The organism is Salinicola sp. RZ23 (assembly GCF_003206675.1).
Lineage (GTDB): Bacteria > Pseudomonadota > Gammaproteobacteria > Pseudomonadales > Halomonadaceae > Salinicola > Salinicola endophyticus.
In genome coordinates this window covers 73,713-89,223 of the sequence record NZ_PZJK01000005.1, presented here as the reverse complement: position 1 = coordinate 89,223, position 15,511 = coordinate 73,713, and the positions used below count along the sequence as shown (strand labels likewise).

Annotated in this window: 12 protein-coding genes; 3 read left to right on the top strand and 9 right to left on the bottom strand. The window is 64.3% G+C overall.

What is annotated here, in order from left to right; translation table 11 throughout:
• Positions 1-132 precede the first annotated feature (132 nt).
• Genes DOM67_RS04225 through DOM67_RS04215 form a run of 3 tightly spaced genes read left to right on the top strand, consistent with a single transcriptional unit; the run spans position 133 to position 3,045 of the window.
• Entirely contained in the window at positions 133-1,266 is a 1,134-nt protein-coding gene (locus tag DOM67_RS04225) for a glycosyltransferase family 1 protein (RefSeq protein ID WP_110674425.1), read from the top strand.
• A complete protein-coding gene (locus DOM67_RS04220) occupies positions 1,259-2,050 on the top strand; it encodes a polysaccharide deacetylase family protein (RefSeq protein WP_110674424.1) in 792 nt (263 codons plus the stop codon). The genes DOM67_RS04225 and DOM67_RS04220 overlap by 8 nt, the downstream gene beginning before the upstream one ends.
• Positions 2,047-3,045: a lysylphosphatidylglycerol synthase transmembrane domain-containing protein gene (locus DOM67_RS04215; protein ID WP_110674423.1), complete on the top strand. Its 999-nt coding sequence runs from the start codon at positions 2,047-2,049 to the stop codon at positions 3,043-3,045. The genes DOM67_RS04220 and DOM67_RS04215 overlap by 4 nt, the downstream gene beginning before the upstream one ends.
• Positions 3,046-3,289: 244 nt before the next feature.
• Here DOM67_RS04215 and sucD read toward each other — a convergent pair whose 3' ends face one another.
• The 9 genes from sucD to sdhC form a co-directional block, all read right to left on the bottom strand.
• On the bottom strand, positions 3,290-4,162 hold the full coding sequence (gene sucD / locus DOM67_RS04210; RefSeq protein ID WP_110674422.1) for a succinate--CoA ligase subunit alpha: 873 nt from the start codon (positions 4,160-4,162) through the stop codon (positions 3,290-3,292).
• Positions 4,162-5,328, bottom strand: coding sequence for an ADP-forming succinate--CoA ligase subunit beta (sucC, locus tag DOM67_RS04205; protein ID WP_110674421.1), 1,167 nt, complete (start codon positions 5,326-5,328; stop codon positions 4,162-4,164). The genes sucD and sucC overlap by 1 nt, the downstream gene beginning before the upstream one ends.
• A 118-nt stretch (positions 5,329-5,446) precedes the next feature.
• On the bottom strand, positions 5,447-6,898 hold the full coding sequence (gene lpdA, locus DOM67_RS04200; RefSeq protein ID WP_110674420.1) for a dihydrolipoyl dehydrogenase: 1,452 nt from the start codon (positions 6,896-6,898) through the stop codon (positions 5,447-5,449).
• Between the two features lie 69 nt (positions 6,899-6,967).
• Positions 6,968-8,560 (bottom strand): 2-oxoglutarate dehydrogenase complex dihydrolipoyllysine-residue succinyltransferase, encoded by a 1,593-nt coding sequence (gene odhB / locus DOM67_RS04195; protein ID WP_110674419.1) that lies wholly within the window; start codon positions 8,558-8,560, stop codon positions 6,968-6,970.
• Positions 8,561-8,611: 51 nt separating this feature from the next.
• Positions 8,612-11,449: a 2-oxoglutarate dehydrogenase E1 component gene (locus DOM67_RS04190; protein ID WP_110674530.1), complete on the bottom strand. Its 2,838-nt coding sequence runs from the start codon at positions 11,447-11,449 to the stop codon at positions 8,612-8,614.
• Positions 11,450-11,708: 259 nt separating this feature from the next.
• The gene (locus tag DOM67_RS04185; RefSeq protein WP_035470655.1) at positions 11,709-12,419 is read right to left on the bottom strand and encodes a succinate dehydrogenase iron-sulfur subunit; all 711 of its coding nucleotides are present in this window, start codon (positions 12,417-12,419) and stop codon (positions 11,709-11,711) included.
• A gap of 14 nt (positions 12,420-12,433) precedes the next feature.
• A complete protein-coding gene (sdhA, locus tag DOM67_RS04180; protein WP_110674418.1) occupies positions 12,434-14,206 on the bottom strand; it encodes a succinate dehydrogenase flavoprotein subunit in 1,773 nt (590 codons plus the stop codon).
• Between the two features lie 3 nt (positions 14,207-14,209).
• Positions 14,210-14,557, bottom strand: a complete 348-nt coding sequence (gene sdhD, locus DOM67_RS04175) for a succinate dehydrogenase, hydrophobic membrane anchor protein (protein ID WP_110674417.1) — start codon at positions 14,555-14,557, stop codon at positions 14,210-14,212.
• Positions 14,551-14,928, bottom strand: a complete 378-nt coding sequence (gene sdhC, locus DOM67_RS04170) for a succinate dehydrogenase, cytochrome b556 subunit (RefSeq protein WP_035470652.1) — start codon at positions 14,926-14,928, stop codon at positions 14,551-14,553. The genes sdhD and sdhC overlap by 7 nt, the downstream gene beginning before the upstream one ends.
• Positions 14,929-15,511 lie beyond the last annotated feature (583 nt).

Below are 15,511 nucleotides of genomic sequence, written 5' to 3'. Positions count from 1 at the left end.
CTGTCTAGGAAAGACCTTCAACGTCCGGCGTGAGCGATCCGCCGGCACTCCGTCATCCGGTCTTTTCTGGCGTCATCGCCATTCTCGGAATGCGCCGTATCGACAGGGATCGTTTTTTAGAGGAGCGGCTCGTTGCATATTGCCGACGTCACGATGTTCTATGCCCCCGCCAGCGGCGGGGTTCGTACCTACCTCGACGCCAAGCACCGGCGTCTGGCCAAACTCCCCGGGGTCACCTGCAGCCTGCTGATCCCCGGTGCCGAGCTGGTCTCCCATGACGGTGTGCACGAGGTGCCCTCGCCGCCGCTGCCGTTCAGTCAGGGCTATCGCTTTCCGCTGCGCCGTCGCGGCTGGGAACGTGAGCTGCTGCGCGTCAAGCCGGACATCATCGAAGCGGGCGACCCCTACGTCACCGGCTGGGCCGCGCTCGACGCCGGACGCAAGCTCGACGTGCCGGTGGTCGGTTTCTATCACTCGGACCTGCCGCGCCTGATCAGCAATCGCCTCGGTAGCGGCACCGACCGGCTGGTCGAGCGCTACGTCTACCGGCTCTACCGACGTTTCGACCAGGTGCTGGCGCCCAGCCGGGTGATGGCCGAGCGCCTGACCCGACTGGGTATCGAGCATGTCGCGGTACAGCCGCTGGGGGTGGACCTCGAGAGCTTCCACCCACGGTTCCGCGATCCGGCCCTGCGTACCAAGCTCGGCCTCGACGACGATACCAAGCTTCTGATCTTCGTCGGCCGCGGCTCGCGCGAGAAGAACCTGCATCACCTGCTGGAGATGGCCCGTCAGCTGGGCAAGGGCTACCACCTGCTACTGGTCGGCCCCAGCATGCCCAGTCAGACGCCTGACAACGTCAGCGTGATCGACCGCTACACCCCGACCGAGGAAGTCGCCGGCTGGCTCGCCTCGAGCGATGCCCTGGTCCACGCCGGCACCCAGGAGACCTTCGGTCTGGTCGCCCTCGAGGCGATGGCCAGCGGGATCCCGGTGATCGCCGCCCGGGCCGGTGCGCTGGCCGAGAACGTGCCGCTGGGCTGTGGCCTGCTCAGCGAGCCGCACTCCCCCGCCGACATGGCACGCGCGGTGCGCGAGCTGTTCACCCAGCACGATGCCGAGCAGGCTGGGCGCCGGGCGCGCCGCTACGTCGAGCGCCACCACGACTGGGATATCGTCATCGACGGCCTCCTCACGCACTACCGCCGCCTCACCAGCGCCACCGCCAGCGCTGGCGCGGCGCAGCATGGATCGCAACATGGCTGAACGGCATTTCTCGCTGGTACTGCACGACATCGCCCCGGAAACCTGGCCCGACTATCAAGGTTTCGTCGCGGCGATCGACCGTCTGAGCGAGCGGTTCGGCCCGATTCCGATCACCTGGCTGGTGGTGCCCGACTTCCACGGTCGCGGCGAGTGTCGCCACAGCGACAGCCTGCGCCGGGTTCTGGATCAACGCCTGGCCCACGGCGACGAGCTGGTGCTGCACGGCTACTTCCACCGTGACGATGCGCCTCGACCGCGCACCCTGCACGACTTCTACATGCGCCGCATCTACACCTGGGAGGGTGAGTTCTACACCCTCGATCAGGCTACCGCCGGCGCCCTGCTCGACGACGGCATGGCCCAGTTCGATGCCTGCGGCTGGCCCCATGGCGGCTTCGTCGCCCCGGCCTGGCTGATGAGTCAGGGTACCCGCGCCGCGCTGGGCCAGCGCCCCTTCACCTACACCAGTGATCCGCAGCAGCTCTACCGCCTGCCCGGTTTCGAGCCGCTCAGCGCACCGAGCATCGTGTGGAGCGCGCGTAGCGCCTGGCGGCGCGGCATGTCGCGCGTGGTCAGCGCGATCCAGCAGCGGCGCTTCCAGCAGGCCCCGCTCTTGCGCCTGGCCCTGCATCCGGTCGACATGCGCTATCGCTCCTCCTACGACTACTGGTACCGGTTGGTGGAGCAGCTCCTGGGCGAGGGACGTCAAGCGGTGACCAAGCAGCACTGGCTGGACCACCACGCCCCCGATCTCGCCACGCGCAAGGATCGTTCGGCGGCATGAAGCGTATCATCTGGTGCCTGGTGCTGGGCCTGGTGGCGGCACTGGCGATTCCACTGCTGATCGGCGGCCGCGGTATCGTCACCGAACTGCGCAGCTTCCCCACCTCGCTGCTGCTGATGATGCTGGGCATGATCTTCGTGTGCTGGAATCTCAACGCCCTGCGCCTGCGCCTGCTACTGGCCGGGCGCGCCGGCAAGCTGTCGCAGGTGCGCGCCTTCTCGATTGTGATGGCCACCGAATTCGCCATCTGCGCCACCCCCGGTGGCACCGGTGGACCGTTGACCCTGCTCGGCCTGCTTGCCCGGCGCGGCGTACGCCCGGCGCAGTCCTCGGCGATCTTCGCCGTCGATCAGCTCACCGACCTGCTGTTCTTCCTCTCCGGGCTGGTCGGCGTCGCCGCCTATGTGCTGATTGAAGCGGTCGATCTCCAGCTGGGCTGGCTGGTGGGCCTGCCCACCACCCTGCTGGTCAGCGCGCTGGTGATCCTGTGGCTGACCCTGAGCCACTACAACCGGGTGATGCAGGTGACCGGGCGCTGGCTCGAGAAGCTCAACGTCAAGCGGCGTTCTCGCTTCGGCCTGGCACGCCGCCTGCTGCACTTCCGCAACTCGCTGGTCGAAACCCTGCGCCTGCCGCGCTGGCTGCTGTTCGCCATCTTCCTGCTCTGCTGCGCTCACTGGCTGGTGCGCTACAGCGTGCTGTTCCTGGTGGTCCAGGGACTGGGGCAGCATATCGACTGGGCCTGGACCTTCCTGGTACAGATGGTGTCGATGGCCGCCGGTCAGTTGAGCTTCCTGCCCGGTGGCGCCGGCGGTGCCGAACTCACCTCCTCGGCGCTGCTGACCCCGCTGATCGGCGCCCAGGCGGCAGCCGCCTCGGTACTGATCTGGCGCTTCGTCACCTACTACTTCTATCTGCTGGCAGGCTTCCCGATCTTTCTCGCCACCGCCGGCCGTGCCTTCCTGCGCATGATGGCCCGGCGCCAGCAGCGCTGATCGCCAGCTAGCGATCGGCGCCACACACGCCCGATCTCCCGCCGGGGAGATCGCTGGCCCAAGCTCCCCACACTGATTCTCAGTAACGCGCCGACTCCCTTTACGGCCCTGTTCCCCGGTGCCGAAAGGTCGAAAGCGCCGCCGGCGATCACCCCCTGACATAGCCATCCCAGAACGCAAAACGGCCCGCCAGGCAGTGCCTGGCGGGCCGTCGTCGAGGCGCAAGCCTCGCGCCGTGAAGCGCTTACCAGCCGGTAGCGGCTTTCAGCGCGTCACCGATCTCGGCGAGCGAACGCACGGTCTTGACGCCGGCGTCTTCCAGTGCCTTGAACTTCTCGTCGGCGGTGCCTTTACCACCGGCGATGATGGCACCGGCGTGACCCATGCGCTTGCCCGGAGGGGCAGTGACACCCGCGATGTAGGAGACCACCGGCTTGGAAACATTGGCCTTGATGTAGGCCGCAGCTTCCTCTTCGGCGTTGCCGCCGATCTCGCCGATCATCACGATCGCTTCGGTCTGCGGGTCCTTCTCGAACATCTCCAGGATGTCGATGAAGGTGGAACCCGGGATCGGGTCGCCGCCGATGCCCACGCAGGTGGACTGGCCGAAGCCGTGATCGGTAGTCTGCTTGACCGCTTCGTAGGTCAGGGTGCCGGAGCGCGACACGATACCGACCTTGCCCGGCTTGTGGATGTGACCCGGCATGATGCCGATCTTGGTCTCACCCGGGGTGATCACGCCGGGGCAGTTCGGGCCGATCAGGCGCACGCCCAGCTCGTCACACTTGACCTTGACGTCGAGCATGTCGAGGGTCGGAATGCCTTCGGTGATGCACACGATCAGCTTGATGCCAGCGTTGGCGGCTTCGAGGATCGAGTCCTTGCAGAAGGCGGCCGGCACGTAGATCACGCTGGCCTCGGCGCCGGTCTGCTCGACCGCTTCCTTGACGGTGTTGAACACCGGCAGGCCCAGATGCTCCTGGCCGCCCTTGCCCGGGGTGACGCCGCCGACCATGTTGGTGCCGTAGGCGATCGCCTGCTCGGAGTGGAAGGTCCCCTGGCCACCGGTGAAGCCCTGGCAGATGACCTTGGTGCTCTTGTCGATCAGGATACTCATTACTTGCCCTCCGCCGCTTTGACGACCTGCTGAGCCGCGTCAGTCAGGCTGGTAGCAGCGATGATGTTCAGACCGCTGGAGGCCAGCTTATCGGCACCCAGCTCGGCGTTGTTACCTTCCAGACGCACCACGACCGGCACGTTGACGCCGACCTGCTCGACGGCACCGATGATGCCTTCGGCGATCATGTCACAACGCACGATACCGCCAAAGATGTTGACCAGCACGGCCTTGACGTTGGTGTCGGAGAGAATGATCTTGAACGCTTCCGCCACCCGCTCCTTGGTCGCGCCGCCACCGACGTCGAGGAAGTTGGCCGGCTTGCCGCCGTTCAGGTTGACGATGTCCATGGTGCCCATGGCCAGACCGGCACCGTTGACCATGCAGCCGATGTTGCCGTCGAGGGCGACGTAGTTGAGTTCCCACTCCTGGGCGTGGGCTTCGCGCTCGTCTTCCTGCGACGGATCGCGCATCGCCTGCAGGTCCGGATGACGGTAGAGGGCGTTGGCGTCCAGGTTGATCTTGGCGTCGAGGCAGTGGAGATTGCCTTCGTCGGTGATCACCAGCGGGTTGATCTCCAGCAGTGCCAGATCCTTGTCGTGGAACAGCTTGGAGAGCCCCAGGAAGATCTTGGTGAACTGCTTGATCTGGTCCTTGTTCAGGCCCAGCTGGAAGGCCAGCTCACGTGCTTGGTACGGCTGTGCGCCGACCAGCGGATCGATCTCGGCCTTGAGGATCTTCTCGGGCGTCTCCTCGGCGACCTTCTCGATCTCGACACCGCCCTCGGTGGAGGCCATGAAGACCACACGACGGGTGGCGCGATCGACCACGGCACCCAGGTAGAGTTCGGTGGCGATATCGGTGCAGTTCTCGACCAGAATCTTGGCGACCGGCTGACCTTTTTCGTCGGTCTGGTAAGTCACCAGATTCTTGCCCAGCCACTGCTCGGCGAACGCCTTGGCGGCTTCCGGGCTCTCGACCAGCTTGACGCCGCCGGCCTTGCCGCGACCACCGGCATGGACCTGGGCCTTGACGACCCACTTGTCGCCACCGATTTTCTTGCAGGCCTGTGCCGCTTCTTCGGGGGTGTCGACGGCGAAGCCTTTGGACACCGGAAGACCGTAATCGGCAAACAGTTGCTTGCCCTGATACTCGTGAAGGTTCATCGATTCATGCCATTAGGTTGCATGTGACTCGAATGGCAGAGGCCGCTCAAGGGCCTCCGCCCCCGTGCCGCTCCGAAACCAGAACGGCACCTCTAGCAAGATGCGCGAAGCGTGTGACTTACTTGCGTTTCTTGCGGTTGGCCATGTGAATGGCGTGACCGTCGACGGCCAGCGCCGCTTCGTGGACCGCTTCGGAAAGTGTCGGATGAGCGAAGCAGGTCAGGGCCAGATCCTCGGCGCTGGAGCCGAACTCCATGGCGATGACGCCCTGGGCGATCAGCTCGCCGGCGTGCTGACCGAGGATGTGCACGCCGAGAATGCGATCGGTCTTGGCGTCGGCGACGACCTTGACCATCCCTTCCGGGGCGTTGTTGGCGAGCGCACGACCGCTGGCGGAGAACGGGAAGGTACCGGTGCTGACTTCGATTCCCTCCTCCTTGGCCTGCTGCTCGTTCATGCCGACCCAGGCCACTTCCGGCGCCGTGTAGATGACGCTGGGGATGGTGTCGTAGTTCATCTCCGGCTTCTGCCCGGCGATGATGTCGGCGACCATCACGCCCTCTTCCGAGGCCTTGTGCGCCAGCATCGGCCCGCGCACCACGTCACCGATGGCATAGACGCCGGAGACGCTGGTACGGCACTGGTCGTCGACGAAGATGAAACCGCGCTCGTCGAGCTTCACGCCGGCGCCATCGTCGAGCAGCTTGTCGGTGTAGGGCTTGCGACCGACACAGACGATCAGCTTGTCGAAGGTCTGCTCCTGCTCACCGTCGCTGTCGGTGTACTGGACCACGACTTCACGGCTGTCGCCCTTGCCCTTGACCTCGGAGCCGGTGACCCGCGCGCCCAGCTTGATGTCCAGACCCTGCTTCTTGAGCAGCTTCAGGGTCTCCTTGGAGATCGCCTGATCGACCATCGGCAGGAAGCTGTCGAGCGCTTCGAGCACGGTCACTTCGCTACCCAGACGGCTCCACACGCTGCCCAGCTCGAGACCGATGACACCGGCACCGATCACGCCCAGACGCTTGGGCGCTTCATCGAACTCGAGCGCACCGGCGGAGTCGACGATGATATCGTCGGTCATCGGCGCCGGCGGGATATTCACCGGCACCGAGCCGGAAGCGATGACGACGTTGTCGGCGGTGTAGGTCTGGCTCTTGCCATCGTGACCGGTCACTTCGACCTGCTTGCCGTCGAGCAGCTTGCCGGTACCTTCCAGCGCGGTGACGCCGTTGGACTTGAACAGCATGCTGATACCGCCGGTGTTCTTGGCGATGACGCTGTTCTTGAACTCCATCATCTTCTTGACGTCGGTGGCGACGTCGCCGACGTTGATGCCGATCTCGGCATAGTGGTCACGCGTCTCGACGAACTTGTGCGAGGTCTCGAGCAGCGCCTTGGAGGGAATGCAGCCCACGTTGAGGCAGGTGCCGCCGTGGACGGTCTTGCCTTCCTTGTTCACCCACTTCTCGACACAGGCCGTCTTGAGGCCCAGTTGCGCGGCGCGGATCGCGGCCACGTAGCCACCAGGGCCGGCGCCAATGACGATCACATCGAATTTATCGGCCATGAAAGATTTCCTGTTCGTCTCGTGTGCCATCCGCCGAGGCGCGCCCCGGCGGATCCGAATGTCGGGCGGTCAGATGTCCAGCAGCAGACGCGCCGGGTCCTCGAGCAGCGACTTGATCGCCACCAGGAACTGGACCGCGTCCTTGCCGTCGATCATGCGGTGGTCGTAGGAGACCGCCAGATACATCATCGGGCGAATCTCGACCTTGCCGTTCACCGCCATCGGGCGCTCCTGGATCTTGTGCATGCCCAGGATCGCGGTCTGCGGCGGGTTGAGGATCGGCGTCGACATCAGCGAGCCGAAGATACCGCCGTTGGTGATGGTGAAGGTGCCGCCCTGCATGTCCTCGATGCCGAGCTTGCCATCGCGACCGCGGCTGCCGAAGTCACCGATTGCCTTCTCTACGTCGGCCAGCTTCATGCTGTCGGTGTCACGCAGGACCGGCACCACCAGTCCACGCGGGGTGGAGACGGCGACGCCGATGTCCTGGTAGCCGTGATAGACGATGTCGGTGCCGTCGATCGAGGCGTTGACGTCGGGGAAGCGCTTGAGTGCTTCGGTCGCCGCCTTGACGAAGAAGCCCATGAAACCGAGCTTGACGTCGTGGGCCTTCTGGAAGGTGTCCTTGTACTGGCTGCGCAGCGCCATCACCGCGCTCATGTCCACCTCGTTGTAGGTGGTGAGCATGGCCGCGGTCTGCTGGGCCTGGACCAGACGCTTGGCGATGGTCTGACGCAGGCGGCTCATCGGCACGCGCTGCTCGGGACGCTCCCCCTCGACCGCGGAAGCGGCCTTGGGTGCGGCAGCCGACTTGTCGGCCTTGGGCGCGGCGGACTTCTTGGCCGAGCCGTTGTCGATGGCCTTCTGCACGTCCTCTTTCAGCACGCGACCACCCTTGCCGGTGCCCTCGAGCTTGGACACGTCGAGATCGTTCTCGGCGGCCAGCTTGCGTGCTGCCGGCGCCAGGATCTTGCCGTCGACCTTGGCATCCGCCTCGCCGTCGTCGTCACTGGAAGACGCTTCAGCAGGTGCGTCAGCGCCCGCGTCACCCTCGGCGCCTTCGCTGAACACTGCCAGCAGCGCTTCGGATTCGACCTGCTCGCCCTCCTGGACCTTGATCTCGGCCAGGGCACCATCGGCCGGCGCGACCACTTCCAGCACGACCTTGTCGGTCTCGATCTCGGCCAGCACCTCGTCGCGCTTGACCGCTTCGCCGACCTTCTTGGTCCAGCTGGCGACGGTGCCTTCCTGCACCGACTCCGGGAAGCTCGGCGCCTTGACCTCGTGCTGCTTGCCCGCACCGGCAGACTTCTTGTCGGCCGGTTTCTTGTCCGCCTTGGCGTCACCGGACTTGGCATCATCGGACTTGGCGTCTCTGCGCTTGGCGTCATCGGCCTTGGCATCACCGCCCTTGTCGCCTTCGCCGGCCGCGCCGAGCTCGCCCAGCACTTGCTCGGACTGGCAGACGTCACCCTCTTCGACATTGATCTTGGAGAGGGTGCCGGCTTCCGGCGCCACCACCTCGAGGACCACCTTGTCGGTTTCGATCTCGACGATCAGTTCATCGCGCTCGACGCTGTCGCCCACCTTCTTGTGCCAGGTGGCAACGGTTCCCTCGGCAACGGATTCGGGGAAAGTCGGCGCTTTGATATCAGTAGCCATGTCGTATCCTTAATCTCTTCTCTGTCGCGTCTGTTCCGGCAGCATGGCGCCTCAGGCGTTGAAGGCGTCGTCGACCAGCTGGCTCTGTTGTGCCACGTGGACCGACATGTAGCCCGCGGCGGGCGCGGCGGATGCCGGACGACCCGCAAACTTGAGGCTGTGGTCCAACCCTTCGCGCACCATGCTCGCCACCAGGCGAAGATGATGCTGGCTCTGATACCAGGCGCCCTGATTGAGCGGCTCTTCCTGACACCAGACGACCTGTTCCAGGTTCGGAAAGGCCTTGAGCGCATCGAAGAGCTCTTCCTTGGGGAAGGGATAGAGCTGCTCGACACGAATGATCGCGGTGTCGTCGCGCTGGTTCTCGGCGCGGTAGCTGGCGAGGTCGTAGTAGACCTTGCCCGAGCAGATGACCGCCCGCTTGACCGCCTTCGGATCGCGCTCGCCGACATCGGGGATGACCATCTGGAAGCGGCCATCGGCCAGCTCTTCCATGGTCGAGGTGGCATCCTTGTGACGCAGCAGGCTCTTGGGCGACATCACGATCAGCGGCTTGCGCAGCGGACGGATCACCTGGCGCCGCAGCAGATGGAAGATCTGCGCCGGGGTGGTCGGTACGCACACCTGCATGTTGTGCTCGGCGCACAGCTGCAGGAAGCGTTCGAGGCGTGCGGAAGAGTGCTCCGGCCCCTGCCCCTCATAGCCGTGCGGCAGCAGCAGGGTCAGGCCGCACAGGCGCGCCCACTTCGACTCGCCCGAGGAGATGAACTGGTCGACCACGACCTGGGCGCCGTTGAAGAAGTCCCCGAACTGGGCCTCCCAGATGATCAGCGCGTTGGGCATGGTGGTGGCGTAGCCGTACTCGAACGCCAGCACCGCCTCCTCCGACAGGAAGGAGTCGTGGATGGTGAAGCTCGGCTGCCCTTCCTTGATGTGCTGCAGCGGAATGTAGGTCGAACCGTCTTCCTGGTTGTGGACCACGGCGTGACGGTGGGAGAAGGTCCCGCGGCCGGCATCCTGGCCGGTCAGACGCACCGGATGATCGACGTCGACCAGGGTGGCGTAGGCCAGCGTTTCAGCAAAGCCCCAGTTGAGCGGCTGGTTGCCGGCGAGCATCTTGCGCCGCTCTTCGTAGACCCGCGATACCTGACGCTGGACCTCGACCCCGTTGGGAATCTCGCTCATCTTCTGCGCCAGCTGGCGAAGATGTTCGAGGTCGCAGCTGGTGTCGGTGTCACCGCTCCACTCGTGATCCAGATAGGGGGTCCAGTCCACGAACAGACCGGTATTGGGCTGCTTCACCAGCGCATTGGCCACATGGTTGCCGGCCAGCAGATCGTCGCGATACTGCTCGCCCATCTGCTTGGCCTGCTCCTCGGTGAGCACACCCTCCTCGATCAGCTGCTCGACGTAGAGCGTGCGCGTCGACTTGTGCGACTTGATCTTGGCGTACATCAGCGGCTGGGTGCCGGAGGGCTCGTCGGCCTCGTTATGGCCGCGCCGGCGATAGCAGACCAGGTCGATGACCACGTCGCGCTTGAACGCCTTGCGGTAATCCACCGCCACCTGGGTCGCATGCAGCACCGCTTCCGGATCGTCACCGTTGACGTGGAAGATCGGCGCCTGAACCATCTTGGCGATATCGGTGCAGTACTCGGTGGAGCGGGCGTCATCGGGCCGCGAGGTGGTGAAACCGACCTGGTTGTTGATCACGATGTGCAGCGTGCCGCCGGTCTTGTAACCGCGGGTCTGCGACATCTGGAAGGTCTCCATGACCACGCCCTGGCCCGCGAAGGCGGCGTCGCCGTGGATCACCACCGGCAGCACCTGCTCGCCGTCGACGTCGTCGCGACGATCCTGGCGCGCGCGCACCGACCCCTCGACCACCGGGGAGACGATCTCCAGGTGGGAAGGGTTGAACGCCAGCGCCAGGTGCACTTCGCCACCCGGGGTCATGACATTGGAGCTGAAACCCTGGTGATACTTGACGTCACCAGAGCCGCGCTCGAGTCGCTTCTTGCCGTCGAACTCGTCGATCAGCTCAGACGGACTCTTGCCGAGGATGTTGACCAGCAGATTGAGACGGCCACGGTGGGCCATGCCGATGACCACTTCCTTGACGCCGTAGCTACCGCTGCGCTGGATCACCTCGTCCATCATCGGAATGAAGGATTCGCCGCCCTCCAGGCCAAAGCGCTTGGTGCCCGGATACTTGGAGGCGAGGTAGCTCTCCAGCCCCTCGGCGGCAGTGAGGCGCTCGAGCAGATGCTCGCGATCGCTCTGGCTGTACTTGGGCTTGGAGCGCACCGACTCGAAACGCTGCTGCAGCCAGCGCTTCTCCTCGGTGTTGACGATGTGCATGAACTCACAGCCGATCGACCGGCAGTAGGTCTGATCCAGCGCCTCGACGATCTCCTTGAGCGGCGCCTCGTCCTTGCCCAGGAAGAACGAACCGGTCTGGAACACGGTGCTCATGTCGGCCTGGGTGAGGTCGTGGAAGGACAGATCGAGGTCGGGCACGGTCTCGGCCTGACGCAGCCCGAGAGGATCGATGTCGGCGCGCTGATGGCCACGGAAGCGGTAGGCGTTGATCAGCTGCAGTACCTTGACCTGCTTGCGATTCTCGCTGCTGCCGGCGCTGCTGGGGGCGGCCTGCCCCGGACGACGCTCGCGCGCCAGCTGGTAGAACTGCTCCCGAATGGGGCTCAAGGGGACATCGTGAGCGGGGGTGCCTTCCAAGCGGGGCAGCTGATCGAAGGCCTGGCGCCACTCGTCGGGTACAGTCGAGGGATCGTTCAGATACTGCTCGTAGAGCGCTTCCACGTAGTGAGCGTTACCGCCGCTCATGTGGGAAGTGCGCCACATCAACTCCATTATGCCTTCTTGCATATCTCGTTCACCCTGCACTGATGGGGTGTTGTCGGCGCCGGTCGCGATCTGCGTCACGGCGTCACTCCGTCACCGTCGCGAGACGGCGTTACGACCATGTAGGCGAAGCGGCGTCATGATCGTTAAAAGCCGGTGCACGAGGCACCGGCCAGCATTCTGATAGTCGGCTCGACTGCGACACGGTGTCGCAGTCGGCAAGCGCGGCACATGATAACAAGCCGCGCGCTACGATTTAAGTCGTAGATGCCCGCGACCGCGTTCAGGTGGCGTTGGACAGCAGCATTTCACGAATCTTGCCGATGGCCCGGGTCGGGTTGAGGCCCTTGGGGCACACCGAGACGCAGTTCATGATGCCGCGGCAGCGGAACAGGCTGAACGGGTCCTCGAGCTCGGCCAGACGCGCCTGGGTGGCGTTGTCGCGCGAATCGGCGAGGAAGCGGTAGGCCTGCAGCAGGCCGGCCGGACCGACGAACTTGTCCGGGTTCCACCAGAACGACGGGCACGAGGTCGAGCAGCAGGCGCACAGAATGCACTCGTAGAGGCCGTCGAGCTTGTCGCGCTCCTCCGGCGACTGCAGACGCTCGATCGCCGGCGCCGCGGTATCGTTCTGCAGATACGGCTGCATACGCTCGTACTGCTTGTAGAACAGCCCCATGTCGACCACCAGATCACGCATGACCGGCAGCCCGGGCAGCGGGCGCAGCACCAGCTTGTTGTCCTTGACCACCTCGGACAGCGCGGTGATACAGGCCAGACCATTCTTGCCGTTCATGTTCATGCCGTCGGAGCCGCAGACCCCTTCACGGCAGCTGCGACGAAAGGCCAGCGAGCTGTCCTGATCCTTGATCATGGTCAGCACGTTGAGGACCATCAGATCGCGCCCTTGGGTGTCGATCTGGAACTCCTGCATATAGGGCGCGGAGTCGGTCTCGGGGTTGTAGCGGTAAACGGAAACCTGAAGACTGGACATGAGTGACAACCCCCTCAGTAGGTACGGATTTTCGGCTCGAAGGTATCGACCGTCTTCGGCGTGAAGTTGACCTCACGCTTGGTCACGCGCTTGTCACCCGGGTGGAACAGCGAGTGCTTGAGCCAGTTGACGTCGTCACGGTCCGGATAGTCGTAGCGCGAGTGCGCACCACGGCTCTCCTTGCGCTCCAGCGCTGCGATGGCAGTCGCTTCGGCCACCTCGAGCAGGTTGTCGAGCTCCAGCGCTTCGACCCGCGCGGTATTGAAGGCGTTGGACTTGTCACTCAGGTGCGCTTCGGCGATACGCCCGCGCAGTTCGGCCAGCTTGGTCACGCCCTCCTGCATGTTGTCTTCCTGACGGAAGACGCCGAAGGCGTTCTGCATGGTGCTCTGCAGCTCGGCCTTGAGATCGGAGACCGACTCGCCGCCACTGGACTCGTTCCAGCGCGACATGCGCGCCATGGCGCTGTCGACATCCGACTGAGCGGCGTCGAGATAGTCGATGCCCTCGTTGAGCGCCTTCTCGATGTAGATGCCCGCAGCGCGACCGAAGACCACCAGGTCGAGCAGCGAGTTGCCGCCCAGACGGTTGGCGCCGTGAACCGAGACGCAGGCCGCCTCGCCACACGCGAACAGACCGTTGATGATGGCGTCGTTGCCGTCCTTGTCCTGGGTCAGCGCCTGGCCGTGAACGTTGGTCGGGATACCGCCCATCATGTAGTGACAGGTCGGGGTGACCGGGATCGGCTCCTTGACCGGATCGACGTGGGCAAAGGTCTTGGAGAGTTCGACGATACCCGGCAGGCGCTTCATCAGCACCTCTTCACCCAGGTGATCGAGCTTGAGCATGACGTGGTCGGCGTTCTCGCCGCAGCCGCGCCCTTCCAGCACTTCCATGACCATGGCACGGGCGACCACGTCGCGGCCGGCCAGATCCTTGGCGTTGGGCGCGTAGCGCTCCATGAAACGCTCGCCATCCTTGTTGATCAGATAGCCGCCTTCGCCGCGACAGCCCTCGGTCACCAGACAGCCGGCGCCATGGATGCCGGTCGGATGGAACTGCCACATCTCGATGTCCTGCACCGGGAAGCCGGCGCGCAGCGCCATGCCGATACCGTCACCGGTGTTGATCAGGGCGTTGGTGGTGGAGGCGTAGATACGGCCCGCACCACCGGTGGCGAGCACGGTGGCCTTGGACTTGACGTGCACCACTTCGCCGGTCTCGATGCACAGCGCGATGCAGCCGACCACATCGCCGTTGGCGTTCTTGACCAGATCGACGGCGTACCACTCATCGAGGAACACCGTGTTGTTCTTCAGGTTGTTCTGATACAGCGTATGCAGCAGCGCGTGGCCGGTACGGTCGGCCGCGGCACAGGTACGTGCCGCCTGGCCGCCCTTGCCGAAGTCCTTGGACTGACCGCCGAACGGGCGCTGGTAGATGCGACCGTTGTCGAAGCGCGAGAACGGCAGCCCCATGTGCTCGAGTTCGAAGACCGCCTTGGGGCCTTCGGTGCACATGTATTCAGCGGCGTCCTGGTCGGTGATGTAGTCACCGCCCTTGACGGTGTCGTACATGTGCCAGCGCCAGTCATCGTTGGGATCGGCGGAGGCAATGGCACAGGTGATGCCACCCTGGGCGGACACCGTGTGCGAGCGGGTCGGGAAGACCTTCGACAGCACCGCCGTCTTCTTGCCGGACTTGGCCAGTTCGAGCGCCGCTCGCAGGCCGGAACCGCCACCACCGATGATGATGGCGTCGAATGTCAGGTTTCGCATGGTAGACATGGATCAGGCTCCCCAGAGGACTTGTACGCCCCACACCAGAAAAACGAAGATGGCGAGAATCACGACGGCCTGGAAACCGAAACGTGCGCCGGTGTGCTTGAGGTAGTCGGTGGAGATGGTCCACAGACCGACCCAGGCGTGTGCGGCCATCGAGATGAAGGCCAGCAGCGAGAAGATACGCATCCAGGTCTGCGCGAACAGCCCGCTCCAGGTGACGTAGTCGAGATGGGGGTGGAACAGCAGATAGGCGACGAGAAACAGCGCGTAGACCGCCAGGACGAGTGCCGAGACGCGCTGGATCAGCCAGTCGGAGAGGCCGCTGCGACCGAGATTCGTGATGTTGGTTACCATACCCAGACTCCTGCCAGAACCACCAGAACGGCACTGATCACGACCGTGATCTGCGCCTTACGCGTACCGCCTTCGAGATCGACGCCGTAGCCAGCGTCCATCAGCAGGTGCTTGATACCGGCCACGAAGTGGAATCCGAGCGCCGAGAGCAGACCCCAGGCGACCAGCTTGGCCAGTACGTTGTGCGCCAGCACATCGCTCACTGTCTCGAACCCCTGCGGCGAGGAGAGCGACTTATCCAGGGCCCAGAAGCCGAAGATCAGACCGACGAACAGAATGACGCCGGTGACGCGGTGAGTGATGGAAGTCAGTGCGGGGAGTGGAAAGTGGATGGTAGACAGGTCGAGGTTTACTGGACGTTTGCTATTCACGGCTGTTCAACACTCTCTTGACCCAGACGGGTCTGGCCCGTTTGGGCTGTGGTTTTTAGAAGCAGGATCTCGGTCGCGGAACTGGTTTCCCTGCGGCCCAGGCCGAGCTGACGATGCCATATCGCGCGGGAGATGATTATAGGGTTTGAGGGCCGGCATGACAAACCGCTACAACTTTGGTCATACCCAAAACGCCCCCTATCCAACCACCCGCGACAGCCACCAGACACGCCGGCGTTGGCACCATGATCCAACGCTTCCCAGGGTGACACCCGGGCGCCACGACGACACCCGAGGCGTCAGCGACTACACTCCAGATCCCGGCCGCAGAGACGCAACGCAGGCGCTTCGCCTGCCGCGCCGCCAACGCCACCTCGATCGAGGCGGCACTATCTGTTTCCTGTTTCAGTCTCGGTGTCAGTCTGCGACGCTGCCTGGATCAGTATAGCGGCAACCCTGGCAGGGCTCGGCATTTCGCTGCGGGACACGCCACGCATGCCCTACCTCGAGGGGCGGCACGCCCGATAACAACAGGTTACAATACACATTGATCGATCAAAATGTCGACAATGTGTGAACCCGC